At 38.8% G+C, this 25,317-nt stretch carries 23 protein-coding genes and 1 pseudogene; 12 read left to right on the forward strand and 12 right to left on the reverse strand.

The window, feature by feature from the left end; translation table 11 throughout:
- Positions 1–39: 39 nt before the first annotated feature.
- Positions 40–420, forward strand: a complete 381-nt coding sequence (locus NO346_RS06690; RefSeq protein WP_256414684.1) for a MerR family transcriptional regulator — start codon at positions 40–42, stop codon at positions 418–420.
- 57 nt (positions 421–477) lie between these two features.
- On the opposite strand, the gene NO346_RS06695 is transcribed toward NO346_RS06690, so the two are convergent.
- Positions 478–678, reverse strand: coding sequence for a hypothetical protein (locus NO346_RS06695; protein WP_004663186.1), 201 nt, complete (start codon positions 676–678; stop codon positions 478–480).
- A gap of 406 nt (positions 679–1,084) precedes the next feature.
- Here NO346_RS06695 and NO346_RS06700 point away from each other — a divergent pair, with 406 nt between their 5' ends.
- The 5 genes from NO346_RS06700 to NO346_RS06720 all read left to right on the forward strand — a co-directional run bounded on the left by NO346_RS06700 (position 1,085) and on the right by NO346_RS06720 (position 6,866).
- The gene (locus NO346_RS06700; RefSeq protein ID WP_256414685.1) at positions 1,085–1,672 is read left to right on the forward strand and encodes a 5-formyltetrahydrofolate cyclo-ligase; all 588 of its coding nucleotides are present in this window, start codon (positions 1,085–1,087) and stop codon (positions 1,670–1,672) included.
- 144 nt (positions 1,673–1,816) lie between these two features.
- On the forward strand, positions 1,817–4,246 hold the full coding sequence (lon, locus tag NO346_RS06705; RefSeq protein WP_256414686.1) for an endopeptidase La: 2,430 nt from the start codon (positions 1,817–1,819) through the stop codon (positions 4,244–4,246).
- Positions 4,247–4,569: 323 nt separating this feature from the next.
- Complete coding sequence (gene rlmH, locus NO346_RS06710) at positions 4,570–5,049, forward strand: 23S rRNA (pseudouridine(1915)-N(3))-methyltransferase RlmH (RefSeq protein WP_004663191.1); 480 nt, start codon at positions 4,570–4,572, stop codon at positions 5,047–5,049.
- A gap of 100 nt (positions 5,050–5,149) precedes the next feature.
- Entirely contained in the window at positions 5,150–5,923 is a 774-nt protein-coding gene (locus tag NO346_RS06715) for a class III extradiol ring-cleavage dioxygenase (protein ID WP_004663192.1), read from the forward strand.
- Positions 5,924–6,104: 181 nt separating this feature from the next.
- Positions 6,105–6,866, forward strand: a complete 762-nt coding sequence (locus tag NO346_RS06720) for an META and DUF4377 domain-containing protein (RefSeq protein ID WP_256414687.1) — start codon at positions 6,105–6,107, stop codon at positions 6,864–6,866.
- Between the two features lie 88 nt (positions 6,867–6,954).
- On the opposite strand, the pseudogene gdhA reads toward NO346_RS06720, so the two are convergent.
- Positions 6,955–8,338, reverse strand: a pseudogene (gdhA, locus tag NO346_RS06725) (NADP-specific glutamate dehydrogenase).
- Between the two features lie 346 nt (positions 8,339–8,684).
- Between gdhA and NO346_RS06730 the strand changes: the two are divergent.
- Positions 8,685–9,485, forward strand: coding sequence for an RnfABCDGE type electron transport complex subunit B (locus tag NO346_RS06730; RefSeq protein ID WP_256414689.1), 801 nt, complete (start codon positions 8,685–8,687; stop codon positions 9,483–9,485).
- Positions 9,486–10,172, forward strand: a complete 687-nt coding sequence (gene nth / locus NO346_RS06735; protein WP_087543785.1) for an endonuclease III — start codon at positions 9,486–9,488, stop codon at positions 10,170–10,172. It begins immediately after the preceding gene.
- Here nth and NO346_RS06740 read toward each other — a convergent pair.
- The 9 genes from NO346_RS06740 to NO346_RS06780 form a co-directional block, all read right to left on the reverse strand.
- Positions 10,169–10,351, reverse strand: a complete 183-nt coding sequence (locus tag NO346_RS06740) for a hypothetical protein (protein WP_034602651.1) — start codon at positions 10,349–10,351, stop codon at positions 10,169–10,171. The genes nth and NO346_RS06740 overlap by 4 nt on opposite strands.
- A gap of 64 nt (positions 10,352–10,415) precedes the next feature.
- The gene (locus NO346_RS06745) at positions 10,416–11,600 is read right to left on the reverse strand and encodes a VWA domain-containing protein (RefSeq protein WP_256414690.1); all 1,185 of its coding nucleotides are present in this window, start codon (positions 11,598–11,600) and stop codon (positions 10,416–10,418) included.
- A 3-nt stretch (positions 11,601–11,603) separates the two neighbouring features.
- Positions 11,604–13,943, reverse strand: a complete 2,340-nt coding sequence (locus NO346_RS06750; protein ID WP_256414691.1) for a DUF5682 family protein — start codon at positions 13,941–13,943, stop codon at positions 11,604–11,606.
- Positions 13,944–14,017: 74 nt separating this feature from the next.
- The gene (locus NO346_RS06755) at positions 14,018–15,100 is read right to left on the reverse strand and encodes an AAA family ATPase (RefSeq protein ID WP_005157888.1); all 1,083 of its coding nucleotides are present in this window, start codon (positions 15,098–15,100) and stop codon (positions 14,018–14,020) included.
- A gap of 32 nt (positions 15,101–15,132) precedes the next feature.
- Positions 15,133–16,770, reverse strand: coding sequence for a hypothetical protein (locus NO346_RS06760; RefSeq protein ID WP_256414692.1), 1,638 nt, complete (start codon positions 16,768–16,770; stop codon positions 15,133–15,135).
- Complete coding sequence (locus NO346_RS06765) at positions 16,761–18,092, reverse strand: SWIM zinc finger domain-containing protein (RefSeq protein WP_178882566.1); 1,332 nt, start codon at positions 18,090–18,092, stop codon at positions 16,761–16,763. The genes NO346_RS06760 and NO346_RS06765 overlap by 10 nt, the downstream gene beginning before the upstream one ends.
- A 184-nt stretch (positions 18,093–18,276) precedes the next feature.
- Positions 18,277–18,930, reverse strand: a complete 654-nt coding sequence (adk, locus tag NO346_RS06770) for an adenylate kinase (protein WP_005157893.1) — start codon at positions 18,928–18,930, stop codon at positions 18,277–18,279.
- An 83-nt stretch (positions 18,931–19,013) separates the two neighbouring features.
- Positions 19,014–20,327 carry a hypothetical protein gene (locus NO346_RS06775; RefSeq protein ID WP_256414693.1) on the reverse strand — a complete coding sequence of 438 codons (1,314 nt, stop codon included), beginning with the start codon at positions 20,325–20,327 and terminating at the stop codon, positions 19,014–19,016.
- 63 nt (positions 20,328–20,390) lie between these two features.
- Positions 20,391–20,912 (reverse strand): hypothetical protein, encoded by a 522-nt coding sequence (locus tag NO346_RS06780; protein WP_256414694.1) that lies wholly within the window; start codon positions 20,910–20,912, stop codon positions 20,391–20,393.
- Positions 20,913–21,153: 241 nt separating this feature from the next.
- Between NO346_RS06780 and mrdA the strand changes: the two genes are divergently transcribed.
- Together mrdA and rsmD are read left to right on the forward strand one after the other, a co-directional pair.
- Positions 21,154–23,151 carry a penicillin-binding protein 2 gene (gene mrdA, locus NO346_RS06785; RefSeq protein WP_256414695.1) on the forward strand — a complete coding sequence of 666 codons (1,998 nt, stop codon included), beginning with the start codon at positions 21,154–21,156 and terminating at the stop codon, positions 23,149–23,151.
- Positions 23,151–23,699, forward strand: a complete 549-nt coding sequence (gene rsmD / locus NO346_RS06790; protein WP_256414696.1) for a 16S rRNA (guanine(966)-N(2))-methyltransferase RsmD — start codon at positions 23,151–23,153, stop codon at positions 23,697–23,699. Before mrdA ends, rsmD begins: the two co-directional genes overlap by 1 nt.
- Here the strand turns inward: rsmD and NO346_RS06795 are convergent.
- Positions 23,696–24,091, reverse strand: coding sequence for a hypothetical protein (locus tag NO346_RS06795; protein ID WP_256414697.1), 396 nt, complete (start codon positions 24,089–24,091; stop codon positions 23,696–23,698). The two genes, rsmD and NO346_RS06795, sit on opposite strands and share 4 nt — an antisense overlap.
- 190 nt (positions 24,092–24,281) lie before the next feature.
- Between NO346_RS06795 and NO346_RS06800 the strand changes: the two genes are divergently transcribed.
- Entirely contained in the window at positions 24,282–24,629 is a 348-nt protein-coding gene (locus NO346_RS06800) for a hypothetical protein (RefSeq protein ID WP_256414698.1), read from the forward strand.
- Positions 24,630–24,670: 41 nt separating this feature from the next.
- Positions 24,671–25,306 carry a DUF2238 domain-containing protein gene (locus tag NO346_RS06805; protein WP_256414699.1) on the forward strand — a complete coding sequence of 212 codons (636 nt, stop codon included), beginning with the start codon at positions 24,671–24,673 and terminating at the stop codon, positions 25,304–25,306.
- The last annotated feature ends 11 nt before the right edge of the window (positions 25,307–25,317 follow it).

Raw genomic sequence — 25,317 nt, forward strand, 5'->3', positions numbered from 1 at the left:
TCAAGTGCTTTTTCACTATCCCAACAAAGGTATGAGAAAATGAACCTTACAATCGGAAAACTAGCAAAATCCTGCCACGTTAATGTCGAAACCATTCGTTATTATCAACGTATAGGCTTAATGCGAATACCTGAGAGTACTCAAAGTTACCGATATTATAATCAGCAAGACTTAGAGACCTTGAGCTTTATTCAGAAAGCGAAGGATGCTGGATTACAACTGAATGAAATTAAAGAATTACTCACATTGAATTTAGAAGATCGCATCCAAGTGAGACATGTTATTGAACAACGATTGAGCAAGATCGATGAAAGAATTCAGGAACTTATGGGTCTTAAGCAAAGACTTTCCACATGGTTAGACGAGTGTAAAACGACAGAAAATGAATGTTGCCCAATATTGATGGAACTCAAACAATAAATTCCATCAATCAATCTAGACAGTTGAATCAATACTCATCAAAAAAAGTACATAACATTAAATAAATGACCAAATCACATTTTCATCCTTCTGTTTCAATAAGAAACTGGTTTGGTAATCATCGGCGACGATGAGATGCTGATTAGAGATCATCATTACTTTCAACAGCGTATCATTGTGATAAACCAAATCATTTTTACCTTCTTTAGTTAAGATAAGCATTTGATCTAAGACAATTACATTTTTTGAATCAAACATACTTTTTCCCTCTAAACATTACCCTATGGTCTTTTCAATATTTTTATAAAGTGACACAGTGAATATCGTAACGAATGAAATAAAACACCCCATTCATTCATAGCGCTAAAATATTCCTTTTAATTGTTTAAATATGTGAAATAACCAAGTATTTGCAATTTTCACAGCAAGATTATAGAGCACTTTTTACGCAATTTGTGATATTTTTGCCACATAAAACCAAAATTTGTTATTTTATTCTTATTTTTGACAGCACACTGATTAAGTCTAGTGCTACAGCTGTGTGATTACTTTGAATTGTCAGAATCCAGAACTGACCAACAAGATTAGAGCTTCAATTTATTTAGATGCTTAAGCACACTTAAATCAAGTATGATTCTCGAGGCTTTGTTATATTTTGAATACGATGAATAGTGATTTACATGTACTCAGAAAAGATATTCGTTTAAAAAGAAAACGAGTGAATCGCTTTGAACATAAAAAAAGTGAGCAAGACGCTTTAAATCGCCTCAGATCAATACCTCAATTCAAGTTTGCAAAAAGCGTTGGATTATATCTTCATGCTTTTGGCGAAGTGCACACTCACAAACTCATTCAACTTTGTTTTAAACACAAAAAACTCGTTTACCTCCCCATGATCTGCACGATGAATCAAGAACTTGTATGGGTAAAAATCAGCTCCAGTCAATATTTAAATAAACGCTTTTCCCATCATCCACTCGGGATGAAAGAACCCATGGCAAGTCGCGGTCATCATATTTCCATTTTGGATATTTTAATTATGCCTTTACTTGCCTGTGATCACTTAGGGACAAGAATCGGCATGGGAGGTGGTTTTTATGATCGTACTTTGTCAAGTGCGCCGCATCGACCTTTTCGTTTGGGTCTCGCTCATACATTTCAATATATTGATCAAACTTTACCCAAACAAAAATGGGATCAACCGATTCATGGCTTACTAACACCTAAAAAATTCTATATTTTCAAGCCTTAACCTTATCGTTCTAATATTTTTTAGAAAAAAACCAACCAATTTAGTCTTTTTTTAATATTTTCTAAGTAAAAACCCTTGTAATTTTTGAAATGCACATCACTATAAAAAACATGGCAACACCGTTGTCACTCATTAGGAGTGCCCATGTCTGAATATATTTTAAATAATGAATCAAGCTTAGAGCCACAGGTTCCAAGTGTATTACCACTCTTAGCATTGCGTGATGTTGTGGTCTATCCACACATGCAAATTGCGCTATTTGTGGGTCGTGAAAAATCGATCAATGCAGTGGATGTGGCTCGTAACGGTGACAATTTAGTATTTGTAGTTGCGCAAAAAGATTCGCTTACAGAAGAAATTGATCACGATAACCTCTATCAATATGGAACTGTGGCTAAAATCGTACAAGTCGTAAATCATGAAAATGATGAAAACTGCATTAAAGTACTGATTGAAGGTCTGCATCGTTCTAAATTAGAGCGTATCATTGATGGTGAAGAATACTTGACTGCCGAGCACAGTCTCAGTCCAATTACATTACCATTGGATAAGGAAGCTCAAGCAACTCGCTTAAACGAATTGCGTACCCTATTCGCTCAATATGCTGAAGCGAAATTACGTAATGCACGTGAACTTGTTGCAGCAGCAAATAAAATCGAAGACTTATTACAATTAATGTTCTTTGTTGCAACTCGTGTACCTTTAAATATCGAAGTGAAACAAAAATTTTTAGAGCACGACGAGTTTGAAGCGCATTTGCAAGAGTTGATGAGCTACTTGATGAATCAATCTGCTGAACAGCAAATTGAACAAACGTTGCATGACAGTGTTAAACGTCAGATGGAAAAGAATCAACGAGAATACTTTCTAAATGAAAAAATGAAAGTTATTCAACGTGAACTTTCTGATATGAACGGCGGTGCTGAAGATGACGTTGCGGAAATTGAAAAACGTCTTGCTGAAGCAGATTTGCCTGAACATGTACGCAAAAAAGCTGAAGCCGAGTTTCGCAAACTGAAAGCGATGCAACCTGCATCAAGCGAAGCTGCCGTTGTTCGTAACTATCTAGAAGTCATTTTAGATACACCTTGGAATAAGGCGAGCAAAGTCAGCATTAACTTAGCGAAAGCACAGGAAATTCTTGATACAGATCATTACGGCTTAGATGACGTCAAAGATCGTATTGTTGAATATCTTGCAGTGCAATCTCGTGTGAAAAAACTCCGTGGTCCTATTCTTTGTCTAGTTGGTCCTCCAGGTGTGGGTAAAACATCACTTGGTGAGTCTGTTGCTAAAGCAACAGGTCGTGAGTTTGTTCGCATGGCGCTTGGTGGTGTACGTGATGAAGCTGAGATCCGTGGTCACCGTCGTACTTATATTGGTGCGATGCCAGGTAAAATTGTACAATCTTTAACAAAAGTTGGCGTGAAGAATCCATTATTCTTGCTCGATGAAATTGACAAGATGGCACAAGACTACCGTGGCGATCCTGCATCAGCATTATTGGAAGTACTTGATCCATCACAAAACAGTAAGTTCAACGATCATTATTTAGATCTTGATCTTGATCTTTCAGAAGTCATGTTCATCTGTACGGCTAACAGCATGAATATTCCTGAAGCATTGCTTGACCGTATGGAAGTCATTCGTCTACCGGGTTATACCGAAGATGAGAAAGTAAATATTGCTGAACGTTACCTTGTTCCAAAAGCGATTAAGAACAATGGTCTACGTGCAAAAGAATTGACTGTTCACGAAGAAGCAATCCGTGACATCGTACAACGTTATACACGTGAAGCGGGTGTCCGTAGCCTAGAGCGTGAAGTGTCTAAAATTGCACGTAAAGTGGTGAAAGAAGCCGTTAGCAAGAAGTCTAAAAACTTACAAGTTGATGTCACTTCTGCCAATCTTCCTGAATACCTAGGTCCGCACAAATTTGACTTTGGTATGGCTGAAGATGAAGCACAAGTCGGTCGTGTAAATGGTTTAGCTTGGACTTCGGTAGGTGGTGAATTGCTTACTATTGAAGTTGCAGCTATGAAAGGTAAAGGTAAATTCATTACGACGGGTTCGCTCGGTGATGTGATGAAAGAATCGATTACTGCTGCAATGACTGTAGTTCGTACTCGTGCTGATGAATTAGGTATTGAAGCATCACGTTTTGATGAAACTGATGTCCATGTTCACTTACCTGAAGGTGCAACGCCAAAAGATGGTCCATCTGCTGGTCTAGCACTCACAACTGCGCTTGTATCAGCATTTACTGGTATTGCGATTCGTCCAGACATTGCGATGACAGGTGAAACGAGTCTAGGTGGTCGTGCGATGCGTATTGGTGGTCTAAAAGAAAAACTTCTTGCAGCTCACCGTGGTGGAATTAAATTAGTTTTTATTCCACAAGATAACGTTCGTGACTTGGCTGAGATTCCTGACAATGTCAAAGAAGGCTTAGAAATCAAAGCTGTAAAAAGCATTGATGAGATCTTACCTTTAGCATTAACGGATACGCCGAAGCCTTTACCTAAAACGCCTATTGTTAAACCAGTAGAAGAAGCAAAGGCTGCGCGCCATTAAACAAGTAAGTAGATGAAAATTAAAGAGAGCTTCGGCTCTCTTTTTTTGTTACATAATTTGGTTGAAAAACAACCAATATATTGCATAATAAAATAGAGTCGATAAAAATAAAGATGAAGCTTGACTCAGTGAACTTATTTTTTAGTGTCATCCGAACTCCAGACTGATGACACTTTGATCGCAGCTCAAACGCAATTTTGAGCTGCGTTTTTTATACAACGTAATCAATAAATACACTTTCAGCGACTATTCCCTTTCTTGCTGATCACTATCGATAAAGAACACTGTTTATAATAGGCGTAATTTCTCGATCTATTTATTCTATGAAAATTCGTATTCTGACTATCGGGCAAAAAATGCCTGCTTGGGTTTTAACTGGATTTGAAGACTATTTCAAACGCATTCAACCTTTTGTACAAACTCAAGTGATTGAACTCCCGATGGCAAAACGAGGCAAAAATGATTCCGAAGCAGATATTTTAAAATATTGTCAAATTGAAGGTGATAGTATTTTAAATGCACTTAAACCCAATGAAACGTTAATTGCCTTAGAAGTAGGTGGTCGAGAACTCAGTACAGAAAAACTGGCAGATACCATGAAACAATGGATGCTTGAAGGCAATGATATTGCTCTTGCGATTGGTGGTCCTGATGGACATTCAGACGCAGTTCGTAAAGCAGCAGCTTGGCATTGGTCTCTTTCTAAATTGACCATGCCACATCCCATGGTTCGTATTCTACTGATTGAACAACTTTATAGAGCGATGAGTATCAATCATAATCATCCTTATCATCGTGCTTAAAATTGTTCTGATTATAGAACAATCTGTTGATGTTTAAGGGCTGTCATTGTTCTCATGAATTTGTCACGATAATGATGTATTTCCAATCAGGTGCTTATCTATGAATTTCCAGACTTTACCCGGGTTATTTATTTCTCATGGTTCTCCCATGCTTGCACTTGATCCTGAACAAGTGGGTCCCGCATTGCATCGTTTAAGCAATAATTTACCAAAACCCCAAGCAATTATTGTGATGTCTGCTCATTGGGAAAGCCAAGCGCTAGAAGTAAGTACATCAACTCGAGCTCAAACGTGGCATGATTTTCGTGGTTTCCCCCCTGAACTTTATGAGATCCGTTATCCTGCTGCGGGCGCTCCAAAACTTGCTGAGGAAATACTGACTCTATTTGCAGAAGCAGATATTCCTGCACATGCAAATAGCACACGACCACGAGATCACGGTGTATGGATGCCTTTATTGCATATGTATCCAGAAGCAGATATTCCTGTGATTGAAATTTCCTTACCCATCGAAATGAATGCTGACCAGATTTACAAAATCGGGCAAGTTTTAGCACCTTTACGTGAACAACAAATTTTATTAATTGGCTCTGGTAGCATTACCCATAATCTCTCTGAACTTTCATGGCATGCAGATGCTGAAGTTCCAATATGGGCAAGCACATTTCGGAATAGTGTAGTTAGTAAACTGAATCATCAAGATTATGACGCTGTACTTGACTGGCCATCTTTACCCTACGTGCAACGAAATCATCCTACCCTTGAACATTTTGCACCATTATTCTTTGCAATGGGAACAGGTCATCGTTTTAGTATTGTGCATAGTAGTTTTTCAATGGGATCATTAGGTATGGATATTTATCGTTTTGATTAAAAACCAAGCATCAGACTTTTCAAATGGCTTACTTATATTTGGGTAAGCCATTTCCCTAATCAATTTTCTTAAAATTTACAAATAGATATATTTAACGAACTTAATCCATAAACTGATTACATTTTATTTTTTTAAGGATACTTTAAGCTAATGACTGTTATTTATTTACTGTTGTTTGACTATGAAAATTAAATATTTAGTTCTTGCCTTATTACCGCTTTCTTTGATGGCGTGCCAAACTGTACAAAATGTAACTGATAATGTTATTTCTCAAATTAATACAACAGCAGCAAAAAATTTAACTGAATACAATTGGACTTATCAAGGTTCAAAAGCATCAAAACCTTTAGTTTTATCTTTCGATGATAATCAACGATTATCTATTCAAACTGGTTGTAATAATCAAGGCGGGACCTGGAAAGTTGAAGGTAATACCATTGTAACCTCACCACTGGCATCAACAATGATGGCGTGTGCGGATGATTTAATGCAACAAGAACGCTTATCTGCTGATATTTTTAGTGAGAAAAAAGTTCCTTTCACACTCAGTACCCCAAATGATCAAGCGATCTTGACGATAACTGATAGTAAAAGTCAAAAATATACGTTCCTTGGTAAAATGACAGCTGAAGCAAAATACCAGTCTGAAGCTAAAATCGTTTTCCTCGAAATTTCACCACAAACTAAATCATGTACGGGTGTAGTACCACAAACTTGTATGCAAGTTCGTGAAATTAAATATGACGATAAAGGCATCAAAACATACGCTGATAAAAATTGGTCACTTTACTATAGTCAAATCGAAGGTTTTGAACATAATCCAGACCAACGTGTGATCGTTCGAGTTAAACGTTTCGAAATTAAAAACCCTGCTGCCGATCAATCAAGTAATGCAGATGTGTTAGATATGATGGTTGAACAAGAAATCGTGAAAAAACCATAATTTTAGCCAGTTAAAAAAATCCGATGTTTCAACATCGGATTTTTTTATGGAAATCCCCTCTTCATTAAAGCGGGAGTTTAGGAGACCCTTAATAAATACCCTGCGCAAGAATGGCATCTGCTACTTTGACGAAACCAGCAATATTCGCACCATCAACATAATTGACAGTACCATCTTCTTTGGTTCCATATTTTAAGCAATTGGCATGAATATCTTTCATGATGGCATGTAAGCGTTCATCAACTTCACCATGTGTCCAACCAAAACGTAACGCATTTTGAGACATCTCAAGACCAGAAGTTGCAACTCCGCCCGCATTTGATGCTTTACCTGGTGCATACAAAATCTTAGCTGCGATAAATTGTTCAACTGCGTCCAAGGTAGATGGCATGTTGGCTCCTTCTGCAACACACATCACACCATTTTCTAGTAATAATTTTGCATCTTCTGCACCTAGCTCATTTTGAGTGGCACAAGGTAATGCGATATCAACAGGAATATGCCAAGGGGTTTTACCGTCAAAATATTCAAAACCATGCTTCGATGCAAACTCTGAAATACGTCCACGCTTGATATTTTTCAGCTCCATCACTTCGGCAAGTAATGCATCAGTAAAACCATTTTTTACAAAAACAGTGCCATTCGAATCTGACAGAGTCACCACTTTTGCACCCAAAAACATAGCTTTTTCAGCGGCAAATTGCGCTACATTTCCCGAACCCGAAATCGAAACCGTTTTTCCTGCAAAGCTATCACCACGAGTTTTCAGCATTTCTTCAGCAAAATAAACAGTGCCATAACCCGTCGCTTCTGGACGCATTAAACTTCCGCCAAAAGAAATACCTTTGCCCGTAAAAACACAAGCCGTATCATTACTCAGCTTTTTCATCATCCCCGCCATGAAGCCTACTTCACGACCACCAACCCCGATATCACCTGCTGGAATATCAGTATCTGATCCTAAATGACGATATAACTCCAACATTAACGCTTGGCAAAAACGCATAATTTCAGCTTCTGACTTTCCTTTTGGATCAAAGTCTGAACCACCTTTACCGCCCCCCATAGGGAGAGTCGTTAATGCATTTTTAAAAGTTTGCTCAAAACCCAAAAATTTTAAAATCGATAAATTTACTGAAGGATGAAAACGCATGCCACCTTTAAATGGCCCAATCGCTGAATTAAATTGAATCCGAAAAGCTCGATTCACATGGGTTTGACCTTGGTCATCCATCCACGATACACGAAACTGAATAACACGTTCAGGCTCAACCAAACGCTCTAACAAACCGTATTGAGCATATTTAGGATTTTTCTGTATAAAAGGCCATAAACTCGTCATGACGTCTTCTACTGCTTGTAAAAACTCAGGTTGATATGGATCTCTAGCTTTAACATACTCCAAGAAATCATTTAAGCTATCGTATTTCAACTCTCACCCCCAGATAGTGATTTAATTCAGTGCAAAAAATGCACCAAAATAGAATATTAAACACATTTAATACCCTTTATGATCAACTCTCAACCCAATCTTCATAAATAATATTTTTTATTATTTTAAATCAATATCTTAATTTAAAAAATATTCATTATTTTTATAATAAATATTCAAAAAAAATAGCTTAAATAAGCATTTAACCTAGTAATAAGGCATTAGAAATCATTCGAAATACAAGATTTAGCACTAAAATAAAACAATATTAGCACTATAAAATTGCAAAAATAAAAATCTATAAAAAGTAGATTTAAGCAACGATTGCCGCCGATTAAACTATTCTTTGCTATAATAACGACATTGTTTTTATCCTATCTTCTTTCATGTCAGTTTCAGCACAACAACTCTCTCTTATCGTTCAAGTAGACCAACTTTTACCACAAACGCAATGTGGTTTATGTGGACATCGTGATGGTTGTTTACCTTATGCGAAGTCGATCGTGGAAGGTGAAGATGCAAACAAATGCGTTCCTGGTGGGCAACCCGTTGCAGATGCACTTGCAGCATTATTAAAAAGACCAACAATGATTGCGGAACCGAGTGTTTGGGATATTCAAGCAGATGGTCGACCGCAACAAATGAAAGCGATAATTCGTGAAGATGAATGTATCGGGTGTACTAAATGTATTAGTGCCTGCCCTGTTGATGCCATTATCGGTAGCGGAAAATTAATGCATAGTATCTTGACTGATCTATGTACAGGTTGTGAGTTATGTATTCCACCCTGTCCTGTAGATTGTATTGATCTGGTCGAAGATTCCAATCCATTACCTACAGTTCAACAACGTACCCTTGAACAAGATGATCTAAGACATCGTTACTATGCGCATATTCAACGAGAAGAAAAACGTCGTTTGAGTCGTAAAGGACCGATTGTTCGTGCTGAAATTGATACCGAATTTTTTGCTCAATTTTCTCAAGCACTTAACAATGTACCCTTGATCACACTCATGGATAAACCAAAAGAAAATCCTGCATTAGATGCAAAAACGACAATTGAACTTGCGAAAATTAGAACGCAAATCAAAAAGTTAGAAAAGCAGTTAAGTGTACGTGCAGATGAATCCAAGCAAACACAATTACTTGATTTACAACAACGTTTAAATGAATTACAGGGAATCTAAATGCCTGTCAAAAATATGACCAAAAAACAAATTCAGACCTTTTTTGAACGTTTACGTACGCAAAGACCACATCCCCAAACTGAGCTGAACTATAACTCTCCTTTTGAGTTACTGATTGCTGTTTTACTTTCTGCGCAAGCAACCGATGTCAGTGTCAACAAAGCCACTGATAAACTCTATGCCGTTGCGAATACTGCACAAGCTATTTTAAATCTTGGGGTTGATGGCTTAAAAGAATATATTAAGACGATTGGCTTATATAACGCTAAAGCTGAAAATGTGATCAAAACTTGTCAGATTTTAGTTGACCAATATCAAGGACAAATTCCAGAAACGCGAAAAGAACTAGAAGCTTTACCAGGTGTAGGGCGTAAAACGGCAAACGTCGTGCTCAATACCGCCTTTGGCCACCCTACCATGGCAGTCGATACCCATATTTTCCGTGTTGGCAATCGTACTGGTTTGGCAGTAGGTAAAAATGTTTTAGAAGTCGAAGATCGATTAATTAAGGTTATTCCTAAAGAATTTATTATCGATGCTCATCATTGGCTGATCTTGCATGGACGTTATTGTTGTATAGCACGTAAACCTAAATGTGCTGAATGTATCGTATCCGATGTCTGCAACTGGCCTGATCGTTTTGAATTTGGAGCAGTAAAAACAATTCCAACAAAAAACCTCAGTTAATCCTGAGGTTTTTTACGCTGCTGTAATTTGGGGTGTAGCTGACGTTCTCGACCATTTTTCTTATTTTCCAAAGCCTGTTGTTTCTGCACATGACGCAGCATTTTTTGACTTTGATACAATAAAAACAACAGTAAAGCTAAACTTAAAATTACCACCACAATCAAAATAATTTTCAGCAACGAAGTATCCTCAATCAGCTCACACGTTTCGACTTGCATACCGAAACTTCATCTTCATGTTCTATTATGTCAGATTTTGCTGGGTTGCATACCATGCATGAATATCTCGTTTTTCAATTGCAGTTGCCATGAGTTCTGGAAATTGATCAGGTGTGCAAGCAAACGTTGGAATCCCCATATCCGCAAAGATCTGTGCATGTTGAGTATCGTACCAAGGTGCGCCGTCATCAGACAATGCCAGTAGCGTAATCACTTGTACCCCACTATCTAGCATTTCAGCCACTTGCTTGAGCATTTGCTTAGCATCTCCACCTTCACACAAATCACTGATAAGAATAAAAATGGTATCTTCTGGGCGAGTGATTTTACTACGACAGTATTTAATTGCTTTCGCAATATCGGTTCCCCCACCCAACTGTGTGCCGAACAACACATCCACAGGATCTTCGAGCAAAGGGGTTAAATCGGCTAGCTCCGTATCAAACACGATCATTTGTGTACTGACTGCACGAATACTTGCCATCACTGCCGCAAAAACACTGGAATAAATCACGGAAGGTGCCATCGATCCACTCTGATCAACACAGAGTACAATGTCTTTTAAAGCCGTTTGTTGACGTGGATGCCCATGTAACTCATGTGGGACAATCGTTTTAAAATCTTCCTGCCAATGTTTCAAATTGGACTGAATGGTGCGCTTCCAGTTAATGTCTTGCGTGCGTTTAGGACGGCGTGTATGCGCTGAGCGATTAATACTGCCTCGAATCGCTTGCTGTAATGGTTGTTTTAGACGGTTTTCAAGCTGTTCTACCAACTGACGTACCACGATGCGCGCGGTTTCTTTGGTTTTTTCAGGCATCAAATGATTGAGTGAAATTAAGGTAGAAACTAAATGAATATCGACTTCTACACTTGCCAACAATTCAGGCTCTAACAACATTTGTTGTAAATTCAAACGCTCTAAAGCATCTTTTTGAATAACTTTTACCACAGAAGATGGGAAATACTGGCGAATATCCCCCAACCATTGTGCCACTCTAGGACTAGAATGCCCCAAACCACCACGGCGATTAGGCTGTTGTGCCTGATAAAGCTCATTCAGACATTCTTGCATTTTGGTATCTTGCACCGACCAATTCGGTAAATGCGAGGTCGAATTGGGGACTTGCCCTAAAATTAATCGCCAACGTCGTTCTTGTTCCGCAAGATCAGGTTGCTCTAAAGTGATCAGTTCTTCATTCATATTCATCACTTAAACCTCGACAGCAACAGGCTGTAAGTATACGTAAATTTCATCTAATACCTTTTGAGCACGTGCAATATCTAAAGTACCGACCTCCTGTTTGACTGCGGTCGCTTTCTGCGTCACTTTCTGAATTAATTGCTGTGCTTCAGCAGGGCTAAAACTTGAAGCTGTTCTGGCCAAAATTGGCAATAACTCAATGAATTGCTGCTCTTGTAATTGGTTGACCCATTGGCTCACGGTGTCCCAAAGACTTTGCTCATGAATCAATAACAAAGCTTGATGGGTCAAGAAACCTTCAAACCAAGCTGCACTATAATCCGCCGTCTGCCCAAGCGATAAAGCACGAGATAGAAATCCCTGTGTTTGCTCCACATCAATCAACTGCTGTTCTCGAGCTAAACGCACACAACAACCATGCAAATAACCTTGCATATGTTCCAACTGCAATAACTGATGTAAGGTCTCTTGCCAGAGCCGTAACAATTCATCTTGTTGTAATTGTTCTAAAAGCTCATATAAATTTTGTAGTTGTTGGGCAAATTGCTGAGCCATTTCGGCATTCAGTTGTACACAATAACTTGGCAAACTCAACATCAAACGAATCGCTAAATGTTCTACCACTTGATGTAAATGTTGCATTGAAAATTGACGCACACTGCCATAACGAATTGCCGTAATAAGCGGCTTTAATGTTGCCAAAATAATGCTTGGGTCTTGATGCTGAGTGGTGAGCTCATTCAATTTATCCAAAGCCAAATTTAAGCTTTGATCCAAACCAGACAATAAAATATTCTCAATCAGTTGTGCAATTTGCGCCACATCTTCACATTGTCTAATCTGATGTTCGACATAACTTTGTGTGGCAAGCTGAATGCTATTTCCCCACAACGACATTTCATTCAGATATAAACTAGTTTCAGGCTGCCAAGACAACTGCCAAACTTCTTTAAAGTTACCTTGCTTTGAGCCTGCACCAACTAACTCTGCCCAAGCGAGACCCAGTAATTTCACGCAATGTAAAAATTGACTTTTTGCCAAGTCGAAGGCTTCACGTAAATCCAGACTAATGTCACGATGCGGTGCTTCGAGTTTCAGGCGAAAATGCTTCACTTGCTGTAAAAAGTCTTTTTGAATGGGCAACTCAATCAACTCATCAGGCACTTGCCCCAATTGCTCGTCTTCAAGCAATTTAGCTAAAATCGGTTGCGGAATATCTAAGCCGTGATTTAAGACCGAACGAATTGCCTCAAATAAATCTTCCAAATCAGGAATACGTCGTCCACGTAATTGCAATAAAGATTGAATCAGTTGTACCGCGTCAATAATCTGAGCACTAGAAGCATCATGACCTGCTTGGCGTAAGGCATGGGCAAATTTGCTTAACCAATCAATCGTAATTTTTTCACCATCAACCTCTGCATCTAAGGCTTGTTGGTAATGCTTCCAAAGATGGGTATACCATCCAACCGCTTGTACACCTGCACCATAGCCATTGTCCCTGCTCAAACGCCCATGTGTCCATGCAATCCATGCAGCATCAACTTTGACTTTAGGTAAGCCTTTGAGCAAGGCGGTATCTGCTTTATTTTGCGCTTTTAAATCCGCCAATACAGGTGCATGCCATGCACCACAAATCACCACAATATTTTGGTAGCCTTGCTTTTGTGCCTGCTTGATCACTTTGCGCATGTAGGCTTCGCGATACTGCTCCAGCAGTTGGTCTTCACTACTATAATTTTCAGGTTGCTGGCTTAGCAAATAATCACGTAAAGCTGACATGGCATCGCTAATTGCGGCAAACATTTGTCCAGTGTGTGGCTGCTGCTCGACCAAATGCTCCCAAAAACGTTCGCTGTCTTGATAGCCTGCCTGCTCTGCCAGTAATTGAATTGGATCTCGGCGAATCGAAAGATAATGCTGCTCCAAATTCTGTTCTGGCTCAACATCACCTTGCTGATTAGACTCAATCTCTTGCTCGTCTGCTGAAGCTTGCTGTAAACGTTGCTCTGCCCATTGTTTTTCCAACGCAAAACGATGTTGCAAAGGCAGATCCATAAACTCTACTGCAATTTGCTGACGCAACGCATATTGCAAAGCTTGCCACTCAGGCGAAAATTCAGCAAAAGGATAGAACACTGCCTGTGATCGCACTTCTTTTTGTACAGGGGTATTCAACAACAACGCCACAGGCGGCTTAAAATCTGCATGTTGCAATTGAGCAATGATTGCATTGGCATCAGGTGGCCCTTCAATCAAAATACAATCAGGTTGAATCGAAGCCAAAGCATTACAGACACTACGCGCCGAACCAGGCCCATGATGACGAATACCGAGAATATGCAGCATTTTTTATCCTTTATTCCGATCACAACTTCTCCCTTTCAAGGAGAAGATTGGGATGAGGTTTTTATTATTTGGTTTTATTCTAAATCACGACAAGCACGATACAGGTCTTGCCAACCCTCACGTTGTTTAATCACCGTTTCAACATATTCTTTCCAAGGTACGATATCTTGCACAGGATCTTTTAATACCGCACCTTGCAGACCTGCCGCCAACTCATGATCAGTGAGATTGCCCGAACCAAAATGCCCTGCCATCACCCAACCATGACTCATCACTGAAATGGCTTCAGCCGTTGATAAAGTTCCCGTGGTGGTTTTGAGTTTTTGCTTGCCATCTAAGGTTTGCCCATGACGCAGCTCTCTAAAAATCGTCACCAGTTTTTGAATTTGAGCATCCAAAGGCTGAATCTCAGGTAGTTGTAAACTCTTGCCCAAAGATTGAACACGTTTTTGTACGATTTCCACTTCCTCAGCAATGGTAGCAGGCGGCGGTAAAATTACCGTATTAAAACGACGCTTGAGAGCAGAAGAGAGTTCATTCACCCCTTTATCACGATTATTGGCGGTGGCAATCACACTAAAACCTTGTACCGCTTGATACTCAATTCCCAACTCAGGAACAGGTAAATTTTTCTCTGAAAGTAAAGTAATCAACGTATCTTGGACATCGGCAGGAATACGAGTCAGTTCCTCCACACGTGCGATCTTGCCTTCTTGCATCGCACGTAACATCGGGCTTTTCACCAAAGCATCTTCACTCGGACCTTTGGATAAAAGTTGGGCATAATTCCAACTATAACGTAGAGTATCTTCGCTCGTACCTGCCGTACCTTGAATCAATAAAGCACTATTACCTGAAATCGCCGCTGCTAAATGTTCTGATACCCATGATTTTGCTGTGCCTGGTACGCCTAATAACAACAAGGCACGATCAGTCGCCAATGTCGCAACAGCAATTTCCATCAAACGGCGATTACCAATATATTTTGGTGAAATTTCTGTTCCATCTGGCAGTGTTGTACCCAATAAGTAATCTACGACTGCTTTAGGCGAAAGTTGCCATTGTGGAGGTTTTACTAAACTGTCATGTGCTTTTAATGCATCTAATTCATGAGAAAACTGTTGTTCTGCACGCGCACGTAAAACTTGTTGAGACATGTTGATTATCCTAATTTATGATTTATTGATCATTAAGCAATAAATTTTTGTTTGTACTGATTCAATTGAATGAGCTGTTTCCATTCAGAAATAGAAAAAAGAGCTTGTAAACTACTGATGTCGATTGGATAAGCTTGCAAAATCAACCATTGAGCCTGCTCTTTTAATAATGCAAATTTCTTCTGATCCTGCTGCAAATCTAAGTTCGCATATGCATGTTGTAATAATACGACTGCCATTTCTGAGATATTTTGAACATCATGCAGCGCTTTAGCACGCTGAAACAACAACCAAAAATGTTCTAAATCTTGATTTTGGTAATGGGATTCAAGTTGCTTTAATAACAATCCAGTTGCTGGTTCTCGGTCTAGCAAAGTAAAGAGTAACTCACGTTCAAACATGTTCCCACTTGATGTCGTTACAGCTTCACACCATTTGACTTGATGTTGGTAAAACCATAAAGCTAAATCATGTCGTTGCTCTCGATAACAACACATAATAAACGCACTCCAAAGTGAATCTTTTTGCTGTGAATGCAATGAAAGTAAATGATCCCAAGTACCAAATAATTCTAACCAATACGCAAGTGGCAATTGGATTAAAATTCTTTTGAGATAAAGTACGCCCTGTGAACTTGCACAAAATGCCTGATAAGCTTGCTCGACTTGAGCACTTTGGTAAGCTGTTTTTAAACTTTTACGACTTTCAACCAAATTAGCTTCTCGATCAAAAAAGCCATAATCATTGAGTGCATCATCTTGATCTAAGTTAATGTTGAATTTAACTTTTTCAGCTTGGGCATCGTAGCTCAAACATACACGCATTAACGCCATAACTTCGTTGTACAGTGCATTATCTTGATAATATAAATAGAAAGCTAATGCAGCATTACTACTTACTGTCGCTGCATTCTGTGGTTCTAATGTTTTTACATGCTGGTATAAAGCTTCAAATTGAGTCACTGGCATGTTATACATCACAAGACTTTCAGCATGACTTTGCAAATGATTTCTCTGAATCGATTGTGACCAAAACTCTGCTATATGTTGATGAATAAAGTTCGGCAATTGACCGCATAACTGGCTCATCAACAAAGACCATTCGCTACTTTTTGATTTCTGTAATTGACGAATCAATGGTGCTGCGTCTTGTTGTTTCACATATTTCCACACCCTTTTTGCATCATCCAAACGTGTTGTCACATCGCCCTGAAATGCAAACTCAGGTAAGACTGATGCCAATAACACCGGGTTTCGACACAGTGGTAGAACTTTCAACACCAAATAACGAGGAATCACTCGCTGCTGTAGTTGAGCAAGTTTGAAAATTTGAATAACCCAATCTTGATATAAAAATGGCGACTCTTGTGCAACAACCCATTTCAAAATTTGCACAAGTTGATTATCCAATTGCTTTTCATTTTCTATCTGATCAATCTCAGCAATATTCTTTTGTAAGGTTTCAGGTACACCTTGTGCTTGATAACCTGCTTGTTGCATGAGCACCCAATATTGATTCAAGACTAATAAATCTTGAGCTGAATCAATCTGTTTAGGTGCATAGACTTGCAATTCATTTGGTACTTTTACAGTCTGTTTAAACTGCTGCCCTAGCGTCAGTTTGAGTAATAACTGCTGATTAAACTCACTGTATGATGTGCTTAAAGACATTCAAAGTGCCCTCCTTGCCAAATACTCACCAGTTTAAGTTGCAATCCATTCCATTCAACGCCTGCACTAAATGGCTCATTCCCCACTAAAAACCATAACTCAACAAATTGTTTAATCTCAATTTCACACATTTTTTGATCCTGATCGACCAAATAAATTACTTTATCCTGCTTGACCAAACGCAATTGCTCTAGCCAGAAAAATCGTACTAGCTGCAAAGGATATTGTTTTAATCCATTCGCATATTGAGTAAATGCTTGATCAAAATTTTCAAAGCCTTTTGGCGCAACCAGCGTTAGGCTCAAATCATTGAATGACATTAAATTATCTTCTAAACGAAGACGTTGTTGGCTTACCACTGGATAAAGTTTGGCATTTAGAGCCAGTTGTTTCTGGAAAGGCAACGTTAAGCCAAAGTTCGAATAAGGTGGAATTTCAAAATCTAATAGCAAATAGTCGCGTAAATTTTGACTATCCCACAGCCATTGACGACGATAACGTCCACGGGTATTGACCAACTCCTGAGTTACTTGTCCTAAGGCATAAATATGAAGTATCTGAGCAGATATGTTATCCCACGCATCAGTGGGTAAATTCACACCAAAAAGCTGTTTTAGTTCTTCATATAGTTCTGGTTTGAGCTGTTGACGGTTTTGCCATAAATGAACGGCTGTTTGTAATTTAGCTAACCAAAATGAACTCTGCATTTGCCAATTACTTTGATATAGCGCACTCGAAAACTCATCTAAATAACTAACTAAACCTGCAACTTGAGCATCGACCAAACGACTTTGAATATCGCGGAACTTTTCATGTTGTTGCTGACGTAATCTCCCAAGTCCCATCGTGACAATATCATTCAACCATGTTTGTAATGCCTCAATGCCTGCATCCATTTTTTTCTCACGTGCCAATTGGCGTTTCGCACGTGCTTCTTCATCAATCGGTTTATCAATCTTGTTTTCTTTCTTCTCAAGTGTTTTAGTTTTTTTATCTCGCCATTTTTGTACTCGATCAGGTATGCTTTGTTCATCTGATTGCACAGTAAATTTATCTTGATACTCGGTATAGACAAACAATAATGCTAAAGCATGTTTACAAGGTCGTTTAAAACTTGGACAACTACATTCGCATTTAAGTTCAGGTAAAAAAACTGCGCTTTGATAAATCGCACTACCCTGAATTTCTCCCCAAATCCACTGATCAGTCGAACCCGAGATATTGTTCCATGCTTCAAATTTTGCGAGTTTCTTGGCTGATTTTGCCGAACTTGCGTCTGGAATAATTTGCTCGACTTGATCAGATTGAATCGTCAGCAACATAGTTAACCCTTTAAAATAATTCTAAGTTTCAGTATTTTTAAATTGTACGCTTGAATAGAATATAACGTTTTTTGTTTAGTTTTTATATCATTTAATCTGACATAGCGACATTTTATGTCGTAGATAATTATAGGTATAAAAAAACTGTCTTATGGCTACATAAGACAGTTCTATCAAAACTAAATTATTTATCTAAAATAGCAAATAATTCTTTTTGAACGTCTTCGATTGCACGTAAGCCATTCAATTTATCATAAGTTGGTGCATCTTCACCTGAAGCAGCACGACCTTGATAAAAACCTACTAATTGTTCAGTTTCACTATGATATGAACCTAAACGCTTACGAATCGTTTCTTCTTGATCATCTGGACGTTGTACCAAGTCTTCACCAGTTTCATCATCCTTACCTTCTACTTTAGGTGGATTATAAACAAGGTGATAAACACGACCAGAAGCTGGGTGCTGACGACGACCTGAAAGACGTTGAACAATCTCTTCATCAGGAACATCAATTTCGATCACATGATCAATTGAAATACCCGCCGTTTCCAAAGCTTCAGCTTGTGGAATCGTACGTGGGAAACCGTCAAAAATACAACCGTTCACACAATCTGGTTGAGCAATACGCTCTTGAACCAAACCAATAATGAGTTCGTCTGATACTAAACCACCAGACTCCATAACACTTTTCGCTTTAAGACCTAGTTCAGTTCCTTCACGAATTGCAGCACGGAGCATATCACCGGTTGAAATTTGTGGGATATTGTAGCGCTTACAGATCAACTGAGCTTGAGTACCTTTACCTGCCCCAGGTGGTCCGAGTAAAATAATGCGCATAAAAGAACATCCTCATTTAAAAACAATAAATCTTAAATTGAGCAATATGATACAGATTTATTGCTCAACCAACATCAAATTAATTATAAGAAAGCAACAAATAAGTGGATTAAACCTGCAAAAAAACCAGTCACACCACCCAATACAATTAGGATCCACTCATCTTCTTGGAACGCAGGTCGCAATAAATTCTGGAACTCTTTCGGTGTTAGTTCACGGATGCGGTCTCTAAACATTTGAAAGATCTTCTGCGCACGACTTGCATTCAGAGCTGGGTCACATACTGGACCCATAGTAATTTCAATTGAGCGATCAATCAAGTCGGTCTTGAGTCTAGCATATTCTCTTGGCCCTAATGAAAGTTGCAGTGAAGTTCTGACCAATGGAGTTTCCATAATTTCATTAATATGGCGCTTGACAATCCGACGAGTTTTATCTTTTTTACTACCATACATCATTTCAGTCATGATGGATTTCAGAGTAATTAAATCTTCAGTTACCACGCTTGCAAATACATCTGAAACTTCCTCTTGGCGTTTCATAAATGCACCTTGAACGTTATATGTACCAATCCTTAGCACAGGAACGACCCATGGAAACTTACGGTCTTTGGTCAAACGAAAAATCTGTGGGTAACGGATATAATGCGGTTCAATTGGGTTAAATACCATCCAAATCGCAATCCAGTTGGTTAAAAAGCCCCAGATTGATGCCCAAAAAGGAACGGTCCAATGCCAAGGTACCACAAACCAAACGATCATTTGGAAAATCCCAAAGAACATTCCAATTAACGCACTGATATGCCAAATAAAATTAATTTCTTTCTGACCAACTTTAAGGAACATACGTACCATTAAACGGCGATCACCTTCCATTTGGCTGACCACCATTTCCCGCATGTCCACAAGTGACTCGACGTTCATGGTCAGCTCAGTCACAAGTTCTTTTAATGTATTTGGCAACTGTTTATGGGCTTGCACATAAATTCGACGTTTAATCGAGTATGGTAAGTTCTCCCACAACACAGCATTACGATCAACCATGACTTCATCAATTAAGTGTTCAAGCTCAAAACCAACTTGCTCACCAATGATCATTGCCATATCTTCTGGATCCATTGCCTCTAAAAACTCACGCAATGAACCCAACTTAGATAATGTATTATCGGTAATGATGCCCGAAATACGCCCTGCTTTACGCGGCACAATCCCCTGCCAACCTACAGGTAATGGTCCTAAATGGAATCCCCAAAAATTAATTGGGTAAAACACCATTTTTAAAGCCATCCATACATGAGCCCATGTTACTAGGGCTGTCACTGGAATAATACTTAGGACCGCCAGATGGTCAGGCCGATTTAAAAAAATCTGCCACAATTCATTGACGTAATCAAACATGCATGACTCTCAGAATTATTGATACATTTAGACTTATAAAAGAATGAACAATCAGTCACGCCCCTATAAGCCAAAACTTAACGTGTAAGAAATCTGAAAAAGGGGCTCTACTTTTTTAACAGTATTCCCATTTCCATCTTCTATCTTGTCACGCAGTCCCGCTCCCACACTAAACGTACTAATTCGATCACTATTTAACCAAACAAATGCTAAATCAGTACCAACACCTAAATTCCCTTTTTGTTTACCGCCATAGTTTTTACTATCTATATGACCAGCATAAAGACCAAGGTAATAACCATTTTTATCTGTACCTGTTAAATAATATGGATAACGAAAGCCAATTTGCGCACCAGGTTCATTATCATCATTTAAAAAAGCGCCTATTTTTGCATAAGCAATACCGTAGGGATTTACCCATTCAAGATTGGCATGTAGTAATTTTTTAGTAAAACCAGCACCAATATTCCAAGTTGCTACGTCTTTTGCCCCTTTTAATTTTGCTTCAGGCATATATGGATTTTCTTCAGCATGGACAACGCCGTTGAATGCTAAAACCGCTAGTAAAAGGTAAGATTTTTTCATTATTTTCTCCATTTTCCCTAAGAGTGTATCTTGGACAATCCTATTTCAAACAGCTTCAGACTTTAACAGAATTATTTTGCATCTAATATACAAGTCCCTACAATTTTAATGTCTGCAAAGTCAAAAACTGTCGCATCATCATTCAGATGATGTATTGAAAATACTACAGTATGATCATGCAACTTACGTTAAAATAGTGCGCCTTTTATATTTTCTCCCTTCTAATTTAAGTCGACACCCTATGAAACAGCACTTTCCTTTAAAAAACATGCAGCAAGAAAAGCGCATTTACAAGGGTCGAATCTTCTTTGCTATATTTGTCGTCGCTACTTTTCTACTTTTATTAATTTGCCGTTATGCATATTTACAGATTATTCATTACGACGACTTTACAACAGCCTCTGATAAAAACCGAATTCGTTTACAGCCTCTTCCACCCGCACGTGGTTATATTTATGATCGTAATGGCGTACTCTTAGCGGATAATTATCCTGTTTTTACAGCAACACTCAGTCGTACAGATGTCACAGATATTGATGGAACCATTGCACGTTTAATTCCAGTACTGAGCTTAACCCAAGAAGATGTCGATCGTTTTAAAAGTCGCGTAAAAACTGCACGTAAAACGGAAAGAATTGCCATCAAGTTAAATCTGACTGAGGCAGATATTGCGAAATTCAGCGAAGTTAAATACGACTTCCCGGGTGTGAAAATTGAAACACAAATGACACGTTACTATCCTCATGGCGAATTGTTTGCCCATGTGATCGGTTATGTGGGGCGAATTAATGACAAAGAATTAAAATCTATTGATAAAGATTTATATGCAGGTACCAACCTGATTGGAAAAATTGGTGCAGAAAAAAGCTATGAAGAGTTATTACATGGAACACCAGGTTATGAATCCGTTGAAGCCGATGCACATGGTAATGTACTCCGTCATTTAGGTCGTCAAAACCCAACGCGCGGAAATGATCTTTATTTATCGATAGATTATGGTCTTCAAACCATTGCAGCTCAACAGTTGGCAGATCGTCGTGGTGCAATTGTAGCCATGGATCCTCGAACTGGAGAAATTTTAGCACTGGTATCTAGCCCAAGTTTTAATCCAAATTTATTTGTTACAGGCATCAGTTCAAAAGATTATAGTGGTTTACGTGACAACTTAGACCAACCACTTTATAACCGTGCCGTACAAGGCGTTTATCCACCGGGTTCGACAATTAAACCGATGTTCGGACTTGGCGGAATTCATTACGGACTTGTCGATTGGGGCACAGCAATTTCTGATCCTGGTTATTTTAATTTACCAGGAGATAGCCACCGCTTCCGTGATCATAAAAAGACAGGTCATGGTGCTGTAAATTTACACAAAGCTGAAGTTGTATCCTGTGATACCTATTTCTATATCCTATCTTATCGTATGGGTATCGAAAAAATGAATGACTGGATGCGACAATTTGGCTTCGGCGCAAAAACAGGTGTAGATTTACCAAGTGAAAGCACAGGCTTATATCCAAGTCCAGAATGGAAAATGCGTACACGTAAATCGAAATGGTTAAAAGGTGAAACGATTTCTGTGAGTATTGGACAAGGCGCATTTACTGCTACCCCATTACAACTTGCGATGGCTGTAGCAATTACTGCGAACAAAGGCTCTCACGTTACACCTCACGTTTTACGTGATAATAAAGGCGCAAAAAAATATTCTGTGCACAATGCTCCTGACGGTAAAATTCAATTTAATGGTACAGAGCAAGATTGGCTTAACATGCATGCAGCCATGATAGACGTGATTCAATCTGGAACGGGGCGTGGCATTAAGGGCGGATTACAATATTCTATTGCGGGTAAAACAGGTACAGCTCAGGTCAAAAGTATTGCTCAGGGCAAACGTTATAATGAAGCCGCTCTTTCCTCCCGACAATGGGATCACGGTTTATTTGTTGGCTTTGCACCAGCGGATAATCCTCAAATCGCAATTGCTGTCGTTTGGGAAAATGGTAAACATGGCGGATCGGCAGCTCAACTTGCACGTCCAGTCTTTGATTACTGGCTAGTCACTCGTAAAAATAATCCTATTCGTCCAGCCAACCATCAAGTGAGTGGCGGTTTAATGACTGCTGGTATTAAGCCCGGTGAACTACCAAGTAGTTCTGATTCACCTGCATCGACACCAGCAGCAAGTTCAGTTACAACTACTGCTGCTTCTCATTCTAATGATGGAGTCACTGAGTAATGAAAAATCAATTACGTATCATCGGTGGTGATTGGAAACGTAGAACGCTACCATTCGCTAGCATTCAAGGTTTACGTCCGACACCAGATCGAGTAAGAGAAACATTATTTAATTGGCTCATGTGGGATATACAAAATTCACAAGTTTTAGATTTATGTAGCGGCTCTGGTGCGCTAGCATTTGAAGCTTTATCACGGGGCGCTGCAAAAGTCGTCATGATCGAACCCAACCCGATTCAAGCTCGCTTTTTAAAAGAAAACATTCAATTGCTAAAAGCAGAAAATTGTCAGCTACTAACACTCACTGCACAGCAAGCATTAAAGCAATTAAATACTCATTTTGAGGTTGTTTTTTTAGACCCCCCCTACGACCTAGAATTATGGGAAGAACTTGCTGAATTAGCTGATCCTATTATTACGGAAAATGCCTTTATTTATGTAGAGGCAGATCGAGAATTATCTCAATTAAAACTTCCATCTAGTTGGCAAAAAATTAAAGAAACCAAAGCAGGAATTATCAGAGCGGGTTTGTACCAAAAAAAATCTTAAAAAATGCGCAACCAAAATAATCGAATTAATTGGCCCCGATCAAATGGAAAACTGGAAAGATATTCATAACCAATCCGATTATTTTTATTCAATTGATACACCATACCGTATCCAAGTGAAATCGAAAAATCACCTAAAGATAGATTGCTCGTATCTCCTGTTAATATCTTTTGATTAAATTGATTGGTTTGGTAAGCGGTATAGTTATAAACACGCCAACGATCATCTTGGAAAAACAGGTTATGCAGAATTGAATAATCTGTTTTCTCTTGCTGTGGATAGGCAGAGTCAAACATTTCTTCAGTATCATCATTGACCTCTGTAAAAAAATTATAATCCCCTGCATGACAGGCACAGGAGAAAAATAAGATAAAACAGGATAAATTTTTCATTTTTGTTTTCCCAGTTATATTACATGATTAAAATCAAATATATAGAAAAAAATATGCGCTTCATCTCAAAACTGGATTTTATGCCAAACTATTTAATTCATTTAATTGCTTATATTAGACATAATTAATTTATTTACAGAATAAATTCTATATACAATAACAATCTTTAAAAATTTTTATTCTAAATATCATGAAGATCTTATGCGTGCTGATTGTGATTGCCCAATTAACAGGATGTGTATTTGGACAATCAAGTGAAGTCAAACGTGCTGAAAAAATTTTACAGCGTTTCCAGTGTAGCAATGTGGAGACCAGCCAGCTTGCCACTTCTTCCATTACCAATTTTTATCAACAGACCCTTGCCGCAAACAAGGACAAAGCCAGCACCTATATTGAACAGTATAAAAATGGTGAGGACCTGTTTGACATTCCACTCGATGAAGTTGTACAACAAAAGTACCAGCTCTATCTACAGGCTTGTCAGGCGCTTGGTGGGGTTGCAGTGTCACCTTTAATACCAGTTTCAACCGAACAATGATAAATCAACCTGCCTGATGATTTTTTCTTCTCGGATGCAGCATGATTGAAAAACAACTTGGTTTAAAACATTATATTGCGCTTGGGATCATCGCCCTTGCCGTGGCAATTGCCAGCATACAGCCGCTTGAGTTTGAGTCCTATCTCCTGCATCAGGCGGGCACTGTGTTTATGCTGGTTGTGCTGATCATCAGCATGAAAAAAATAGGCATCAATTTTTCCAGTTTTTGCTTGTACCTGCTTTTTCTTTTCATCCATATTGTTGCGGCACATTATTTGTACTCCTATGTGCCTTACAATGAATGGTTAAAGTCCCTATTTCATTTTGACCTGAATCAGGTGATGGGCTGGTCTCGCAACATGTATGATCGACTGGTGCATTTTGCTTATGGATTATTGCTTTACCCATTTTTTCTCCGTTGTTTTCAGGTCTGGTTTCCTTCCGCAAAACCATTGACCTTGTTCATGTTGGTGATCCAGTTTGTGATGGCTTCCAGTATGCTCTATGAGTTGCTCGAATGGGGACTATCCATTGGTTTATCGCCTGAAGATGCAGAAAACTATAATGGACAGCAGGGAGATATGTGGGATGCACACAAGGATATGTTTCTGGCCACAATCGGATCAATCTTTACAGGGCTGCTCTATTTAGGCAAAAGCAAAAGAAAAGCACCTTAAACAGGTGCTTT

The organism is Acinetobacter sp. 5862 (genome assembly GCF_024494585.1).
In the GTDB taxonomy this organism is placed as follows: domain Bacteria; phylum Pseudomonadota; class Gammaproteobacteria; order Pseudomonadales; family Moraxellaceae; genus Acinetobacter.

Bases quoted from the DNA above. Each gene is read 5' to 3' on its own strand.
- NO346_RS06690 (WP_256414684.1), top strand. From the start codon at position 40: ATGAACCTTACAATCGGAAAACTAGCAAAATCCTGCCACGTTAATGTC.
- NO346_RS06695 (WP_004663186.1), bottom strand. From the start codon at position 678: ATGTTTGATTCAAAAAATGTAATTGTCTTAGATCAAATGCTTATCTTA.
- NO346_RS06700 (WP_256414685.1), top strand. From the start codon at position 1,085: ATGAATAGTGATTTACATGTACTCAGAAAAGATATTCGTTTAAAAAGA.
- lon (WP_256414686.1), top strand. From the start codon at position 1,817: ATGTCTGAATATATTTTAAATAATGAATCAAGCTTAGAGCCACAGGTT.
- rlmH (WP_004663191.1), top strand. From the start codon at position 4,570: ATGAAAATTCGTATTCTGACTATCGGGCAAAAAATGCCTGCTTGGGTT.
- NO346_RS06715 (WP_004663192.1), top strand. From the start codon at position 5,150: ATGAATTTCCAGACTTTACCCGGGTTATTTATTTCTCATGGTTCTCCC.
- NO346_RS06720 (WP_256414687.1), top strand. From the start codon at position 6,105: ATGAAAATTAAATATTTAGTTCTTGCCTTATTACCGCTTTCTTTGATG.
- NO346_RS06730 (WP_256414689.1), top strand. From the start codon at position 8,685: ATGTCAGTTTCAGCACAACAACTCTCTCTTATCGTTCAAGTAGACCAA.
- nth (WP_087543785.1), top strand. From the start codon at position 9,486: ATGCCTGTCAAAAATATGACCAAAAAACAAATTCAGACCTTTTTTGAA.
- NO346_RS06745 (WP_256414690.1), bottom strand. From the start codon at position 11,600: ATGAATATGAATGAAGAACTGATCACTTTAGAGCAACCTGATCTTGCG.
- NO346_RS06750 (WP_256414691.1), bottom strand. From the start codon at position 13,943: ATGCTGCATATTCTCGGTATTCGTCATCATGGGCCTGGTTCGGCGCGT.
- NO346_RS06755 (WP_005157888.1), bottom strand. From the start codon at position 15,100: ATGTCTCAACAAGTTTTACGTGCGCGTGCAGAACAACAGTTTTCTCAT.
- NO346_RS06760 (WP_256414692.1), bottom strand. From the start codon at position 16,770: ATGTCTTTAAGCACATCATACAGTGAGTTTAATCAGCAGTTATTACTC.
- NO346_RS06765 (WP_178882566.1), bottom strand. From the start codon at position 18,092: ATGTTGCTGACGATTCAATCTGATCAAGTCGAGCAAATTATTCCAGAC.
- adk (WP_005157893.1), bottom strand. From the start codon at position 18,930: ATGCGCATTATTTTACTCGGACCACCTGGGGCAGGTAAAGGTACTCAA.
- NO346_RS06775 (WP_256414693.1), bottom strand. From the start codon at position 20,327: ATGTTTGATTACGTCAATGAATTGTGGCAGATTTTTTTAAATCGGCCT.
- NO346_RS06780 (WP_256414694.1), bottom strand. From the start codon at position 20,912: ATGAAAAAATCTTACCTTTTACTAGCGGTTTTAGCATTCAACGGCGTT.
- mrdA (WP_256414695.1), top strand. From the start codon at position 21,154: ATGAAACAGCACTTTCCTTTAAAAAACATGCAGCAAGAAAAGCGCATT.
- rsmD (WP_256414696.1), top strand. From the start codon at position 23,151: ATGAAAAATCAATTACGTATCATCGGTGGTGATTGGAAACGTAGAACG.
- NO346_RS06795 (WP_256414697.1), bottom strand. From the start codon at position 24,091: ATGAAAAATTTATCCTGTTTTATCTTATTTTTCTCCTGTGCCTGTCAT.
- NO346_RS06800 (WP_256414698.1), top strand. From the start codon at position 24,282: ATGAAGATCTTATGCGTGCTGATTGTGATTGCCCAATTAACAGGATGT.
- NO346_RS06805 (WP_256414699.1), top strand. From the start codon at position 24,671: ATGATTGAAAAACAACTTGGTTTAAAACATTATATTGCGCTTGGGATC.